This window comes from Bacillus tianshenii (genome assembly GCA_020524525.2).
Taxonomy (GTDB): domain Bacteria; phylum Bacillota; class Bacilli; order Bacillales; family Bacillaceae_N; genus Bacillus_AV.
Map to the genome: position 1 here is coordinate 1,408,386 of CP129018.1, position 15,634 is coordinate 1,424,019.

Sequence of the window (15,634 nt, forward strand, 5' to 3'; positions counted from 1 at the left end):
GCCTCCTTTCATCATTATTAATCTTCGTAGCTGAAATAATCAGAAATAATCTCGAATTTTCCGTTTTTCACTTCAGCAAGACGAACTTGATTTGTTCCTGCATGGTTATCAGCAGTAAATGTAACTGGAGCAGCTAATCCGCCTAAATCAAGATTATTGATCTTTTCAATCCCTTGACGGATACCCTCACCTGTCATTTCTTCAGCATTGCCGATACCTTGAGCCATAATTTTCGCTGTAACCCAGCCTTGGACGAACTTTTGGCTAATGTCATCTGTGCTTTGCCCTTTTGATTCTAAGTATTCCTTGATTTCAGCCATTCCTTCAAGGTCTTCATAAGGGAATGCATGTGTTACCACACCAAGCATACCTTCAGCCGCATCACCAGCAATATCAATTACACCTTCACCAGTTGCCCAGTTCAAGCCGATAAACTGTGTTTCAATGCCCAATGTTTGTGCTTCACGCAAAATCGTTGCGGCTGCACCCCATGTTTGGTTAATGATCGCATAATCAGGGTTTTTCTTCTGCATATTTAACATTTGAGATTGAGCTTCTGTTGCTGTTACTGGAATTACTTCTTCATCAACAATTTTCACGCCAACCTCAGCTGCGTAATTTTTAATATCTTCAATAGGAGAACGGCCAAAAGCTGTGTCATTATATAGCAATGCAAGTGTTGGTTCGCCATCACCTTTATGGTTGTCTTTAATCCATTTTACAACCGCGCGGCCTTGGTCAGAATATGTAGCGGCTGTTAAGAAGTTATATGGACTTTCGTCTAAGTTTTTCAAATTTTCAGAATAAGAAGCGGAGAAATATGGTAACTTATCATGTGCAACCTGCTGGCGCAGTGCTTCAGTATCTGCTGTTCCCCAGCCAAGAACGGCAACGACTTTATGACGATCGCGTAACTCTTGGTACAACCGTTGACCCTTTGCAATATCGTACGAGTAATCATCACCATTAAGCTCAACTTGAAGTCCATTAATGCCACCATTGCTGTTTAAATATTCATAATAAGCTTTTTCGCCCTCAGCGTATGGTGTACCTACGTCTCCAGTTCCGCCTGTAATATCAAATAATGCACCAATTTTAACTGTGTTACCGCCATCACTTGAACCTTCTCCACTTGCTTCTTGTGCCGGTGCATCTGTTGATTGACTTCCACAAGCTGCTAGTATGCCGGTCATTAACATCATACAAGCGATTAATAACCAAGACTTTGCCCACCTAGTTTTCATTCAATCTACTCCCCTTTGTTTTTGTTTTTCATTTATTGAGTAACAAAACACTGAATGTTTCGTTGTCTCTGCTAATAAGAAAACGGCCAGAGCTTAAAGTAATTTTTAATGTTGCTCCAAATATGCGCTAATCCTCCAGGCTCAAAGATAAGGAACAAAATAATGACTGCTCCAAATGTAAGCTCTTGAAAGGCAGCTAAAGCATTCTGCATATTAGGCATAAAGACGGTAATAAAGTCGACGACAAAACCAAGTCCAACCGGTAGAAGTGTAATAAAAACTGCCCCAAGAATGGAACCCAGAATACTTCCAAGACCGCCTACTAAAATCATCGCCAAATATTGAATAGATACATTGATACTGTATAACTCTGGACTTACAATCATCGTATAATGTGCAAGCAGCGCCCCAGCTATCCCAACAAAGAAGGAACTGATAGCAAACGATAACACCTTATACTTAAAAAGATTAATCCCCATAATTTGTGCGGCTACATCTCGGTCACGAACAGCTAAAAAAGCTCGGCCGATACGGCTCCGGAACAAATTTAATGAATAGATGATTGTCACTAATAAGACGACCAAGCATAAATAGTAGTAACTGCTAGCTGACATGAAGGAGAAACTACCGATGGAAGGTCTTTGAAGCACCATTCCAGATGTTCCGCCTGTTAAACTAGTCCAGCGGCTAATCACAAATAGAATAATAAACTGTGCTGCAAGCGTTGCAATTGCTAAGTACAAACCTTTTAAGCGCAGCGATGGTATTCCAAAAAGTGCCCCAACTGCTGCAGTAACAGCTCCTGCAACTGGGATAGCCACCCAAAAGCTTAAACCAAGTGTGCTCGTTAAGATTGCGGATGTATACCCGCCTACTCCTAAGAAAGCACCCACGCCGATCGAAATTTGTCCTGTAAATCCCGTTAAAATATTTAAACCAATTGCCCCGACAGAAGCAATCGCGCATAGCGTTGCTAAGCCAACCACGTAGTCATTTGTGAGCAGTGGAAACAAAAATGCTAGTGCTGCCAAAATAATCATTCTTACCTTCACTCGTTGTACTGTGAAAATCGCCATGTCTTTGTTGTAACGCGTTTTGTATGTTCCGCATCCCATTACAAATGGATTTCTCACTTCTTCACACCCTTTCAATTCCACCTTTTCCAAACAATCCATATGGCTTAATCATGAGAATCAAAATAACAATAATGAACGGGAAGACATCCTTCAACCCTCCGCCAACAAGAGGGTCTAAATAACCACCTGCCATGCTTTGCAATATTCCAATTAAGAAGCCTCCGACAATTGCTCCTGGAATACTATCAAGTCCGCCAAGTATAACAACCGGTAAAACCGTTAAGCCGATTAACGACATTGTTGCATTCACACCGTTAATATTTCCTAACAGTACGCCACCGACTGCCGCTACTACAGATGCAATTGCCCACGTAGCCGCAAAGACTTTCTTAACGCTGATACCCATTGAAGCAGCTGCTTGAAGATCATCCGCCACTGCTCGCATCGCAATGCCCATTTTTGAAAATTTGAAGAAAACAGTAAAGGCAATTAATAGTGCCAATACAATGACAAACGACCACAAATAAACAGGCGTAATGATTACCTCTCCAATTGTTACTGGAGTGTTCGGGAAGATTTGCGGATACATCTTTGTTTGATGCCCCCAAATCATATGAATCAACCCAGCTAATAAGTTACCAAGACCAATCGTAGCCATGATGACAGATATTGTCGGTGCATTTAATAGTGGTCTTAATACAATTCGTTCAACAATTAACCCAAGAATAGCGTTAAAGACTAAAGTAAGAAGCAGGGCTACTAGGAAAGGCAGCTTCAACACCGTCACTAAAGTTAAACAAATATAGGAACCGATTAACACAAACTCACCGTTCGCTAAGTTAAGTGCATCACTTGCCTTATAGATTAAGACAAATCCTAACGCAACAAGCGCATAGATACTGCCGACAACAATGCCGCTAACGAGCATTTGCATAAAAAATGTCACCTTAAGCCACCCCCTGTGAGATTTCTAGGGATATAATCTGAACTGCCGATTCCCTGTTTGTTTCTTGTTCAAGTTCTTCAAAAGAACGAGACATGTTATCAAATTGTTCATCATTTCCGTATAGAGCAGTTAAATATGGCTCATAATTTTGTGCCACAACCTGTCTCACAATTTTTTGTGTAGGAGTCAACTCACCTTCTGCCACATCAAGTTCTTTTGGCAGAATGACAAATCGTTTGACTTGGCTCTCAGACGGGAGTGACTTAACAATTTTTCCAACTTCATCACGGATTAATTGAACGACTTCCGAGTTTACGGAAAGATCGCGGTAACTCGTGTACGTGATTTGATTTTTCTCTGCCCATCTCCCAACACTAGCTCGATTAATATTAATCATCGCTGTAACAAATGCTCGATCTTTTCCGAAAACAACAGCCTCTTGAATATAAGGGCTTTTCTTAAGACTACTTTCGATAAGTCCAGAAGAAATTTGCTCACCAGAAGGTAAAGTAATAAGGTCATCTATGCGGTCAAACACTTGCAGCTCACCATTTTCATTCATTTGCCCGTAGTCTCCAGTGTCAAAGCTTTTGCCTTGTTCGCTACCAAGATAACCTGCAAACACCCCCGGACCTTCAATTTGGATTTCACCATCTGAAGTTAAGCTAATATTGGTAGAAGGCAATGGCTTCCCTGTTGTATTCGGGTTCACTTGATTATCAAGTTGAATTGCTGAAAAACCGGTTGTTTCGACCGTTCCGTATGTTTGCTTTAAGTTCACACCTAACCCGTGAAAGAATTCAAAAGCGTCTGCGTTTAAAACACCTCCCGTAACATAAGCTCGTTTAAGGCGTGAAAGACCTAAATGGTCTCGAATAGCACTAAAGACCAAATAATCACCAAGCAAATAAGAAATATTAGGTGATGATGAGACTGACTGGTTGCTCAATTTTAGACGTGCCATTTTTTCAATCATTGGTTCAAAAAATGAAAAAACTTTTTTCTTGAAAGGAGTGGAATCGTTCATTCGGACATGAAAACGGGCAATGATATTTTCATAAGTTCTTGGTGGTGCTTGAATAATATGAGGGCCGATTTCTCTTAAATCATTTAAAATAGTAGAAGGTTCTTCTGGGAAGTTTATTGTTAATCCTTTCGTTAATGAAAGACCAATCGCCATAACTTGCTCGCAAATCCAAGCTAATGACAAAAAGGATAAATAATCATCGCTTTCGTCAACTGAATCAACTTCGTTAATCGATAAAGCTGTTTGAATAATATTCTCGTGACTGAATTGAGCTGCTTTTGATTGATCTGTAGCCCCAGAAGTAAATGTGATGAGGGCAATGTCTGTAGGGTCAATTTCTTTAATTTGTTCTTCAAGTATTGTAGGATTCTTACTTAAATGTTTTTCCCCGCTCAATTGAATTTCTTTAAAAAATTTGAGTTTCGGATGGGTATATTTTCGTAAACCCTTGTCATTGTAATAAATAATATGTTCAATTTGTGGAAGCTCATTAACAACATCTAGTACTTTGTCAACTTGTTCTTGATCTTCAACAATAAGTATTCGTGTGTTACTTATTGTTAAGTATTGAAGCAGCTGTTCCGGTGTAGCATCTTGGTAGATACCTATAGGAATTGCTCCAATTGATTGCACGGCAAGTTCTGCAATCACCCACTCTGGACGATTATCCCCAATAATACCTATTTTTTCAGCTTTTCGTACACTGAACTGTTCTTGTAAGCCTATTGCAAATGATTGAACAGCTTCATAATAAGTGGCCCATGACCATTGATTCCAAATACCTAGATCCTTCTGTCTGAGTGCCACTTTGTTGCTTTCGTTCTTTGCTTTATGAAGCAGTAACTGTGGTAAAGTTTGCTGCACCATTTAACTATCTCCCCCCTTTAGCTTACTTCCTCTTGTTCGCCGAGATAAGCACGTATAACTTCTGGATTATTTTGAATTTCTTGTGGTGTTCCAAAGCCAATGCGCTTTCCAAAATCAAGAACAGCAATATGATCCGATAAATCCATAATGACGCCCATATCATGTTCGATTAGGAAAACTGTAATCCCGTTTAATTCATGCATATCTAAAATAAACCGGGCCATATCCTCTTTCTCTGCATTGTTCATTCCAGCCATCGGTTCATCAAGTAGAATTAATTCAGGCTCTAATGCAAGTGCTCTTCCCACTTCTACACGTTTTTGCAGACCATACGGTAATGTTCCGACAGGTGTATGACGAATATCTTGCATTTCCAAAAACTCAATGACTTCCTCAACGGAATGACGGTGGGCCACTTCTTCTTTTTCTGCTCCCCCCCAATACATGCCGCCAGAGAATAAGCCTGACTTCATTCGAACATGACGTCCAAGCTTTAAATTGTCGAGTACAGACATTTGTGCAAATAACGCGATGTTTTGAAAAGCTCTCGCAATCCCTAAGGATGTTCGATTGTACGGCTTCATATTAAGAATGTCTTGACCATTAAATTTAATTGAGCCAGTGGAAGGTTTGTAGAGGCCGCTAATACAATTCAGCATACTTGTCTTTCCAGCACCATTTGGCCCAATTAGTGAAAAGATCTCTCCTTTTTCAACATGATAAGATACGTCATTTAAAGCCTTAACCCCTCCAAATTGCAAGGAAATGTTCTCCACTTCTAAGATAGGCAATTAGACGCCCCCCTTTTTATGTAAGCGTTATCATTCGGATATATCGTATTATATAAATCATCACAATTAGAAGTCAACATAAATTTCTTAATTTTGAGAATATTCTGTTTAATAATTTTGTCGAATCGTTGCCATAATGAATCTTAAACGGTCGATTCTACCATTTTTTTATTATTTGACGAATTGTAATATTAAGTGCAACACCTGAACTTTAGGGTAAAAAAATAACCCATGGCAACCTCGTGTATAATGTTGATTACCACACCAAACATCACACGGAGGAATTGTCATGAGTTATCAACATCTTACCACATTTGACCGAGCACGTATAGAAACCTTGAAAGCTGAAGGTAAATCGATTCGAGATATTGCCATACAGCTAAAGCGCAGTCCATCCACTATCTCCAGAGAAGTTAGACGAAATCAGGTGGGAGATACTTATCAATCTGAGCTAGCCCATGACACGTATCAAACCCGTCGAGAGAATTGTGGTCGGATCGGGAAATGGTCTGAAGAAATGGCTGCGACAATTAACGAGAAATTGCAGGCTACATGGTCTCCAGAACAAATTGTGGGTCGTCTATTCCAAGGGTTCCTGAGCTTTAAAACGCTTTACCGGTGGATCTACACTGGGAAATTGAACGAAGGAGACCTCAACGTACTCCGACAAAAAGGAAAACGGCAGAAACCAAAGGAAACTCGTGGCCGATTTAACGTTGGCACATCTATCAATAAACGTCCCAAAGAGGTTCGAAAACGGTCCACGTTCGGCCACTGGGAACTCGACAGTGTTGTTTCCAGTCGAGGAAACAGTAAGGGGTGTCTAGCCACTTTTGTCGAGAGGAAAACCCGTTGGTATCACGCCATTAAAATGCCTAATCGCACAGCTGCGTCTATGGAAAAGGCTATTCGTCTTCTTGAAGGGCAACTCCCCCATGGAGCTTTTCAAACCGCGACTGTGGATCGCGGAAAAGAGTTTTCGTGTTATAGAACCATTGAGGAAGAACTTGAGATTGATGTGTATTTCGCTGATCCTTACTCTTCGTGGCAACGCGGGAGTAATGAGAACGCGAATGGACTCATTCGTGAATTCTTCCCCAAGAAAACCGACTTAGCTAAAGTAACTGATTACGAACTAGTTGGAGCGTTGTCTTTTATTAATCGCAGACCACGAAAGTGCCTTGAATGGAAATCAGCACACGAAGCGTTTCAGGAAGAACTGTTGCACTTAATTTGACAAACCGTCATTTTAATAACATTTATTGCTTTTGGAAGTATCTACTTTTCTGCCTTGCCATTTATTCTATGTTCATAAGGATTTGGTCATGCTTGTTTTAAGAATAAAAAATAAACGTACGGTTAAACTCCCGTACGTTTACCTTGCTCCCTTCTATTACCCTTTGAAAGCATTATTTATAGCTTGCTGCACCTTTTCAATTTCCTCTAAACCTACTTGCGAATAGCGATTTAACACCAATTCGATCGCTTCTTCAAATGAAATATTTTTTGTTTCTGAAATAGCTTTTAAACTTTTTGCAGTTTCTGGATCAATATTTAAGTTAAACTTCATAAAAATACTCCTTTAATTCAAAACTTCATCCCGTACTATTGTACCTTATTAGGGAAAAACATCAATCTTTTGGCAAGAATAGTCTTAGATTATTTTTTGAAAAACCACTTTCTTGAATTTGAGAGCAGTTTTTTAGTATGATGAGGAAAACTTTTGGTTTGGGGGTTTAATTGTGAAAATTAGTATTCTTGACCAATGTCCAGTTTCCAAAGGGGCCACATATAAAGATGCTTACAATGCGACAATTGCATTAGCAAAAGCTGCTGACAGCTGGGGTTTTACCCGATATTGGTTAGCAGAGCATCACAGTATGGATACCCTCTCCTGTCCATCTCCTGAAATATTTCTCGCTCATCTTGGTGCAGTTACAGAAAATATCAGAATCGGCTCTGGTGGCATCTTGCTTCCATACTATAAACCATATAAAGTAGCTGAGAATTTTCATTTGCTGGAAACATTGTACCCTGCAAGAATTGATTTAGGTATCGGTCGCGCACCCGGCGGCTCAGCTGAAGTATCGATGGCGTTATCAGATAACTATTTACAGCAAGTGAATGAAATGCCAGATAAAATAAAAGAACTTCAATCATTTCTCAATGATCGATTTTCCCCTGATCATCCATCTTCAAAGATTAAAGCCGTTCCTATTCCAAATGATAAACCTTCTCTTTGGTTATTAGGTACAGGGAAAAAAAGCGCGAAAATGGCTGCAGAAAATGGTACAGCATATGTATATGGACATTTTATGAGCAATGTAAATGGTGACGAAATCATTAAAAATTATAGAGAACAATTCACACCTCATAATGGTAGCAAACCATATGTAATGATCGCTGTTTCAGTCATTTGTGCTGAAACAACAAAACAGGCGGAAGAATTAGCTTTAAGTCAATTATTCTGGCACATCCTCGTTGAAAAAGAAGGTTACAGCAGCGGCATTCCTTCTATTAAAGAAGCACAAAGCTATCCCTACACGGAAAAAGATATTAACAAAATGAAGGAACACCGCGAAAAAATGATAGCTGGCAGCCCATCAGAAGTAAAAGAACAATTACGTCTATTAAAAGATACCTATCATGCAGATGAAGTGATGATTCTAACGATCACTCATGATTACAGCGCTCGGGCTAAATCATATGAGCTGATTGCAAAGCATCTCTTGTCGGAAAAGAATTAATGAAATTGTGCTAACTTTCTAAAATGGTCTTTAACAAAATCATAAAAAAGCTTGACGGTCGGAAGTAATTGCCTATTATTTGGAATGATAACTCCAACTGTTCGTGTTACAGGTTTGTCGCGCAACGGAAGCTTGACCGTTGCTCGCGGCAATGTATCAATAATGGTTATTTCCGGAATAAGTGTTACCCCTAGCCCTGCTGCAACTAATCCTTTAATCGCATCAATATCTTCTCCTTCAAAAGCTACATTTGGCTCATACCCACTTTCTTGACAAGCCTTTACCACTACCTCTCGTAAGATATATCCATCTGGAAACAAAATGAACGGGTCATTTTGCAGTTCGCTTAGTGTTACAGAATCTTGAGATGCGGCAGGATGATTGACCGGTACTAACGCAATCATATTTTCTAAGAAAAGAATGTTTCCTTCGACTTTATTTTCATGCTTCGGTATAGGACCTAATAAAGCTAGGTCAATCTCCCCGTTTATAACATTTTTTATTAATTCATGATAAGAGCTTTGATGAAGGTGGAATTTAACTAATGGATATTTCTCTCGGAACGCAGAAATAGCAATTGGAAGCAAATAAGCAGCTAAGCTACTCGGATAGCCGATGCGTATCGTTCCGCGTTCTGGTTCTGAATACTCTTCCACCTCCCGTAAAGCGTTTTCAATTACATGCATTGCTTCTTTCATATGGCTTAGAAATGCTTTCCCAATAGGTGTTAATTTCACATTACGACCTTCTCTAATAAATAAACTGACATCTAACTCTGCTTCAAGATTTACAATTTGTCTACTTACGGCAGATTGAGCAACATGTAATGCATTGGCAGCATCTGTCACATGTTCACGTTCAGCCACTTCGATAAAATATTTAATTTGCCTTAACTCCATTTTTTATCCCCCAATTAAACTATCTCATATTGGCATCAATTTTATCTAAATTAAATATTGTTTGAATTATTTTATAATTGTAATATATTTCTATAGGGATATAAAGAATGATTTTGTCAATTTTCATATTAATTTGTCCAACGTTTCGGGATAATTGGAGTTGACGTGTTATTAATTTAGGGGGAGATTGAGAGATGGCAACTATGCAAGAAACGAAAAGCCCACAATATGAAGCAGCAAAAAAATATGTAAATGATGTTTACGAGCAAATGACAAAACGCAACCCACATCAAATTGAATTTCATCAAGCAGTAAAGGAAAACTTTGATTCACTTGTTCCTGTGTTTGAAAAACATCCAGAATTTATGGATCATGCAATTCTTGAACGATTAGTAGAGCCAGAACGGCTTATTACATTCCGAGTTCCATGGGTAGATGACGAAGGAAAAGTACACGTAAACCGAGGTTTCCGTGTACAGTTCAACAGTGCAATTGGACCTTATAAAGGCGGTTTACGTTTCCATCCGTCAGTAAACGCAAGTATTATTAAGTTCTTAGGTTTTGAACAAATTTTCAAAAACTCACTTACTGGTCAGCCAATTGGCGGCGGTAAAGGCGGATCAGACTTTGATCCGAAGGGAAAATCTGATAACGAAATTATGCGCTTTACACAAAGCTTCATGAGTGAGCTTTCACGTCACATTGGAGCGGATATCGATGTCCCTGCTGGAGACATTGGCGTAGGTGCTAGAGAAATTGGCTATTTGTTCGGTCAATATAAAAAAATGCGCGGTGGATACGAAGCTGGTATTCTAACTGGAAAAGGTCTTGAATATGGTGGAAGTCTTACAAGAACAGAAGCAACTGGCTATGGTACAGTATATTTCGTAAATGAAATGTTAAAAGAAAAAGGTGAAAGCTTTAAAGGTCAAACAGTGGTCATTTCTGGGTCAGGAAATGTATCAACATATGCGATTGAAAAAGCAACTGAACTAGGTGCAAAAGTTGTCGCATGTAGTGATTCAAATGGCTATATTTATGATAAAGCTGGTATCGACCTTGAGGCAGTTAAACAAATTAAAGAAGTTGAACGTAAACGAATCAGCGAGTATGTGAATATTCATCCACATGCAGAATATGTTGAGGGATGCAGCGGTATTTGGTCCATTCCTTGTTCAATTGCACTTCCATGTGCGACACAAAACGAGATTGATGAAGAGGCTGCAAAAATGATGGTTGCTAACGGTGTTAAAGCAGTTGGCGAGGGAGCAAATATGCCTTCAACATTAGAAGCAATTCATATTTTCTTAGACAATGGCATCCTGTTTGGACCAGCAAAAGCAGCTAATGCTGGCGGTGTAGCTGTATCAGCATTAGAAATGGCTCAAAACAGCATGAGAACTCCATGGACATTTGAAGAAGTAGATGCAAAGCTTCAAACAATCATGACAAATATTTATCGTAACAGCTTACAAGCAGCTGAAGAATATGGACAGCCAGGAAATCTAGTAGCTGGTGCAAACATTGCAGGCTTCATGAAAGTGGCCAAAGCGATGATGGCGCAAGGCGTTATTTAAATATTAGACAAGGTCAGCGAATATGCTGGCCTTTTTTTTTATGAGAGAGTATATCGTTCTCCTCCCCTCCACAAGCTAACATGAAAACAGGAGGTGTTGAAATTGAACGACAAAAATTATGAAGAAATTTATAATCAATATGTGCAACAATCAGAACAACAAGCAGCGCAAGAAGCCATGAATTCAAACCCAAACACGAATCAGGAAACAATTATTGCTGTACGCAAAAACAATGATGGCGACCTTATTGCTTTTAAAACAGATACTGGTCGTGTTCTCGATTATCCAACCGCAATAGCAGAAGCAAAAGCAGGAAAGCTTGCTCATATCGATGTCTTTCATAAGTATGGTCGAGATATTCTTAGAAGTGAACCTGATGGTATAAACAGCAATAACTTAGACAACTTAGATGTTTTTTAAGTAAATAAGCGCTCTGCCAATTGGCAAAGCGCTTTGTTTTTTTGAATATAGATTAATTTACTTGCCACGTTTTTCTTCAGATGGCTCTTCATCTAAGTCTGGTTCTTCTTCATCCATATTTTGAGATGTATCTGGCTCACCTGGTTGACGGACATTACGGTTGTCATTATCTAAATCTAGACCTTGATTATCCATATCTAAATCATTGTCTAGATTATCTCTTGTATTATTGACCCCGTCATTATCATACTGAACTGGATTGTAGTTTACATCCTCTGGGTTGTTCATGTCATTTCCTCCATAGTTACATGCAGACAAAACTGTGACAGATAACATCATCGTCATAATAGATAAAAATACTTTTTTCATGCTAATTACCTCCTCGTATGTTCTTGGCATTTGTTAATCTGTTCAAAAACGTACAAATTAACCTCAATTTTTCATGGAATTTAATGTAAAAAAGCAGCCTGTGAAGACAGCCTGCTTTTTATAATTATTTTCTTTTCTGCGCACGTGCATTTGCTGCTTCTGAACGTTGCTGTGCTTCAAAATCATCTTGATCAGCAATCTCTTGAGAAAACTCGATATCTTGACCATCGGGGATAATTTGGTTTTTTGGTGTTTGAGCTAACTTTGCTTTATCTTTGTGCTGACCTTTTTTGCTTTGTCCTCTTGTCATGATTAATGACCCCTTTCATAAATGAAATGTTCTACAATAGGCTTCCTCATATGATCGATATTTATTAAAAAAAGACTGCCTCCCACGAAAAGTGAAAGACAGCCTTGTGCCTATGATGTTGCTATTACATCAATTAATTCTCTTAAGTAATCAGGTAAATCAGGTGGTCTGCGACTTGAAACAAGCTGTCCGTCAACAACGACAGGTTCATCAACCCAAGTTGCTCCCGCGTTTTTCATATCATCCTTAATTCCCGGGGTACTTGTTACCTTTCGACCGTGAAGGATATTTGCAGAAATTAATACCCAACCAGCATGACAAATTTGCCCAATTGGTTTTCGCGCTTGGTCCATTGATTGAACAATTTCAATGACGGTCTTATATCTCCTTAATTTATCCGGAGACCAACCACCCGGAACTAATAAAGCATCATAATCATTTGGATCGATATCCTCAAATGCATAATCAGATGTCACTGGTACGCCATACTTCCCTTTGTATTGTTGCTTGGCTTTCTCACCAACAATATGAACAATCGCCCCTTCTTCACGCAGGCGCAGCACAGGGTACCATAATTCTAAATCTTCAAAATCATCGCTTACTATTTGGATAACTTTTTTTCCTTTTAACTTCAACTGTCAGCCTCCTTCAATGATTTTTTCACTTTCATTTTCAAACATGAAAAAATAAAATGCAAATGATCTGTTGCTTTATTAATTTTACATTTACAAACACACATAAACATGATTTTCTTTATATCCTTTATCTATTTATAATAAATTCATACGGTGCGTGAAATTTTTATTTTCTAGGGACTTTGAGCGGGAAAAATCGATGTTTTAACTGTAAGAGTAGTAAATAAAAGAATGCAGGTCTTCAGTTACTCCCTTTTCAATAGAAAGACCTCTTCTGCATGGTGCAGATGAGGTCTATATACATTATTGTAAGACATTTTCTCCAAGAATGTCAGAAAGCTGCAATAACTCAAATATTGATTTTATGCTTTCAGATACTTCTACAATCGAAATGTTTGTATTTTGTTCATGCAATTCTTGGACCATTTCAATTAATAGGCCAATACCTGTGGAGTCGACAAACTCTACCTCTTGAAAATTGATAACAATATGCTTATAAGTGTGCAAGGAGGGAAGAATTCTATCATACATCATCTCAGTTACCTCAATATCTAGTGATCCTTTAAAATAAAGGATCAAACTTTTCTCTTGTAATTCGATCTGATAAGAAAACAAGCTTTATCACCCCAAATACATTGGTTATTTAAACATTATTTTATTTTCATGCGGATCAAGTTGAGCCTTAATATTGTAAGCGTTTCCATGAAATTTATATTGGACGTTACCAATTTTTATTGTTGTTCCTTCTTTTGCTGTTCCAATCTTTATTGTTTGATCGGCAGGTACACTTATTTTTGTCGGTACGCCTACCTCTGTTCCTGACTCTTCAACATCTACCCCATATTGACCATATACTTCTCCGCCTCTTAAGATACCTTTTATTTCTAACTTTCCACCTGAATGGATTTTTGAATTATAGCTTCCTTGCCCATGTATGGTCACGTTTCCGCTACAATAGATTTTGCTATTTAAGCAATAATTAATGGAAATATAGGCATTGGGCTCTACAGGAGTTTGACTGACTTGATATAAGGTTTCGATTTCTTCTAGTAAATTTTCGATCTGTTCTCGTGAATCATACTCATTCGGAATAGTCGACAAGAAACATCGTTTTAACTTTTCTCCCATTTGCACCCATTCTCTATCTAATGATTCGTCTCCTTGATTTATTGTATGAATAAATTGATTAAGGTATCTTGGAAGGATGTTAAACTTTTTTTCTAGTAATATTTTAATTAAAGGTTTCATGCCGCCTTGGTTTAAATCTGTTGTTTTAAAAGCTGCAGATGTTTCCAATTGTTGAATGGAGCTAATAATTTGCTTCACTTTCGTTTTGATAAGATTAAGCAAGGCACCTAGTTCAGCAATAACCATATTGTTTCTTCCTGCAGATAGGGTACTCCCAATGACATTTTTATTAACAAGAACCGCATTATTTGTTGTAAGTTTTGACATATTTACATTTTTCGCAACGAAGATATTCCCTTCTGCTTCCACAAGCATGCCGTCTTGAACATTACCTAAGATGTCAACGTCCCCTTTAAAACGAATATTTCCAGAGGCTATATCTAAGTCTTGATGATGAACAAGCTTTGGTAGGACTGAAACGGTGGCAAGCATTCCTCGTTTTATCAAATGCGGTCTGCCAGCTTCTGTGGAAACAACCTTTGTATTGTCAATAACTTGTACTCCTTTTCCTTGCTTACAAATGATCGGAAACGCCTGCTTTGGAGGGAGCAGTTCATTCAATACATTTTTTCCCGGCTTACCAGGAACAGGCTGATGAAGAACAGCAACTACTTTTCCTTTTTCAATTGAAGGAATACGTCGTATTTCACGAAAATCCACTGTTCCATTTTGCTTTTCAACAGGACCGCTCGTATCATCTACTTCTACTTTTAATTCTAACCAACCATCCTTTCCATTTGTCGGTTCTATGCCAGATGCCACTACAAATATTTCTTCTTTATTTGTAGTAGTCGCCTTTAACATTTCGGCATGATCAAAGCCATGTTTAACCCCTAACTCTTTGAGTGCAACTAAGATTTCATCATACTCTAAATTGTTTCGGTCAATGATTGATTCAATAACATTTATCGTAATATGTCGTTCTGGCGCCGTATCCTGAATTGTATACTTTTTAATATACCCTGGGATTACTTTTAACAGAGCTTTTGTTTTTGACTGGTTAAAAGTGATGTCCCATTTTGTGGGAACTTCAATGTCTTGAATTCTCATTTCAAATGTATCTTCTTCCGAAACGACTGTTACACCTTTTACCAATTCACCATTTCGGTAAAGCTCAATCTCTGCTCCAACTTGTATGGTCGGGAAATGTGTTTCCCCATTTTTCGAAAAGATTTGACCACTCTTCACCCATACTATCCCCCCTTCGCTTTCTAATTCTTCTTTGGAAGGAGTGGACTCTAATACAGCTGTTTGTACGGGGGAATTCTCCTCTGGAATTTCTAACGTGTCAATCAATTCTTCTAACGTTAGGTTATTGCTCTTTATTTGTTCTACTTCTTCTTTCAACTGTACAACAACGTTTCGGGTGAGCTTTACAATTGCTTGCTTTGAACCTACCTTGAGGACACCTTTCTTTTCTTGCTGCAAAATCTCAATTGAAACTTCTTCTTTCGTAAGACCTAAAATATCTAAGCCGATATTGATTGCTTCAGCGACTGTTTTTCCTTTTGAAACAATACTTCCACTCATAGACTCCA

The 15,634-nt window shown here is 38.5% G+C and carries 16 protein-coding genes; 4 read left to right on the top strand and 12 right to left on the bottom strand.

The window, feature by feature from the left end; all coding sequences use genetic code 11:
• Window positions 1-17: 17 nt before the first annotated feature.
• The 5 genes from LC040_07105 to LC040_07125 all read right to left on the bottom strand — a co-directional run bounded on the left by LC040_07105 (window position 18) and on the right by LC040_07125 (window position 5,951).
• A complete protein-coding gene (locus tag LC040_07105; protein ID WLR52652.1) occupies window positions 18-1,244 on the bottom strand; it encodes an ABC transporter substrate-binding protein in 1,227 nt (408 codons plus the stop codon).
• Between the two features lie 71 nt (window positions 1,245-1,315).
• The gene (locus LC040_07110; GenBank protein WLR52653.1) at window positions 1,316-2,377 is read right to left on the bottom strand and encodes a branched-chain amino acid ABC transporter permease; all 1,062 of its coding nucleotides are present in this window, start codon (window positions 2,375-2,377) and stop codon (window positions 1,316-1,318) included.
• A gap of 4 nt (window positions 2,378-2,381) precedes the next feature.
• Window positions 2,382-3,266, bottom strand: a complete 885-nt coding sequence (locus tag LC040_07115; protein WLR52654.1) for a branched-chain amino acid ABC transporter permease — start codon at window positions 3,264-3,266, stop codon at window positions 2,382-2,384.
• 1 nt (window position 3,267) lies between these two features.
• A complete protein-coding gene (locus LC040_07120; GenBank protein WLR52655.1) occupies window positions 3,268-5,160 on the bottom strand; it encodes an AMP-binding protein in 1,893 nt (630 codons plus the stop codon).
• A gap of 17 nt (window positions 5,161-5,177) precedes the next feature.
• On the bottom strand, window positions 5,178-5,951 hold the full coding sequence (locus LC040_07125; protein WLR52656.1) for an ABC transporter ATP-binding protein: 774 nt from the start codon (window positions 5,949-5,951) through the stop codon (window positions 5,178-5,180).
• A gap of 289 nt (window positions 5,952-6,240) precedes the next feature.
• Between LC040_07125 and LC040_07130 the strand changes: the two genes are divergently transcribed.
• The gene (locus tag LC040_07130) at window positions 6,241-7,188 is read left to right on the top strand and encodes an IS30 family transposase (GenBank protein ID WLR52657.1); all 948 of its coding nucleotides are present in this window, start codon (window positions 6,241-6,243) and stop codon (window positions 7,186-7,188) included.
• Between the two features lie 156 nt (window positions 7,189-7,344).
• Here the strand turns inward: LC040_07130 and LC040_07135 are convergent, their stop codons facing one another.
• Window positions 7,345-7,521 carry a hypothetical protein gene (locus LC040_07135; GenBank protein WLR52658.1) on the bottom strand — a complete coding sequence of 59 codons (177 nt, stop codon included), beginning with the start codon at window positions 7,519-7,521 and terminating at the stop codon, window positions 7,345-7,347.
• A gap of 172 nt (window positions 7,522-7,693) precedes the next feature.
• On the opposite strand from LC040_07135, the gene LC040_07140 reads away from it, so the two are divergent.
• Window positions 7,694-8,698 (top strand): LLM class flavin-dependent oxidoreductase, encoded by a 1,005-nt coding sequence (locus LC040_07140; protein ID WLR52659.1) that lies wholly within the window; start codon window positions 7,694-7,696, stop codon window positions 8,696-8,698.
• On the opposite strand, the gene LC040_07145 is transcribed toward LC040_07140, so the two are convergent.
• Complete coding sequence (locus LC040_07145; GenBank protein WLR52660.1) at window positions 8,695-9,597, bottom strand: LysR family transcriptional regulator; 903 nt, start codon at window positions 9,595-9,597, stop codon at window positions 8,695-8,697. The two genes, LC040_07140 and LC040_07145, sit on opposite strands and share 4 nt — an antisense overlap.
• A 194-nt stretch (window positions 9,598-9,791) precedes the next feature.
• Between LC040_07145 and gdhA the strand changes: the two genes are divergently transcribed.
• On the top strand, window positions 9,792-11,174 hold the full coding sequence (gene gdhA, locus LC040_07150; protein WLR52661.1) for an NADP-specific glutamate dehydrogenase: 1,383 nt from the start codon (window positions 9,792-9,794) through the stop codon (window positions 11,172-11,174).
• A gap of 102 nt (window positions 11,175-11,276) precedes the next feature.
• The gene (locus LC040_07155) at window positions 11,277-11,594 is read left to right on the top strand and encodes a DUF3892 domain-containing protein (protein WLR52662.1); all 318 of its coding nucleotides are present in this window, start codon (window positions 11,277-11,279) and stop codon (window positions 11,592-11,594) included.
• A 57-nt stretch (window positions 11,595-11,651) separates the two neighbouring features.
• Here LC040_07155 and LC040_07160 read toward each other — a convergent pair whose 3' ends face one another.
• The 5 genes from LC040_07160 to LC040_07180 form a co-directional block, all read right to left on the bottom strand.
• Window positions 11,652-11,882, bottom strand: a complete 231-nt coding sequence (locus LC040_07160; protein WLR52663.1) for a hypothetical protein — start codon at window positions 11,880-11,882, stop codon at window positions 11,652-11,654.
• A gap of 205 nt (window positions 11,883-12,087) precedes the next feature.
• A complete protein-coding gene (locus LC040_07165; protein WLR52664.1) occupies window positions 12,088-12,273 on the bottom strand; it encodes a YfhD family protein in 186 nt (61 codons plus the stop codon).
• Between the two features lie 110 nt (window positions 12,274-12,383).
• Window positions 12,384-12,908: a type 1 glutamine amidotransferase domain-containing protein gene (locus tag LC040_07170; GenBank protein ID WLR52665.1), complete on the bottom strand. Its 525-nt coding sequence runs from the start codon at window positions 12,906-12,908 to the stop codon at window positions 12,384-12,386.
• Window positions 12,909-13,211: 303 nt separating this feature from the next.
• On the bottom strand, window positions 13,212-13,523 hold the full coding sequence (locus tag LC040_07175) for an STAS domain-containing protein (protein ID WLR52666.1): 312 nt from the start codon (window positions 13,521-13,523) through the stop codon (window positions 13,212-13,214).
• 24 nt (window positions 13,524-13,547) lie between these two features.
• Complete coding sequence (locus tag LC040_07180; protein ID WLR52667.1) at window positions 13,548-15,626, bottom strand: FapA family protein; 2,079 nt, start codon at window positions 15,624-15,626, stop codon at window positions 13,548-13,550.
• Window positions 15,627-15,634 lie beyond the last annotated feature (8 nt).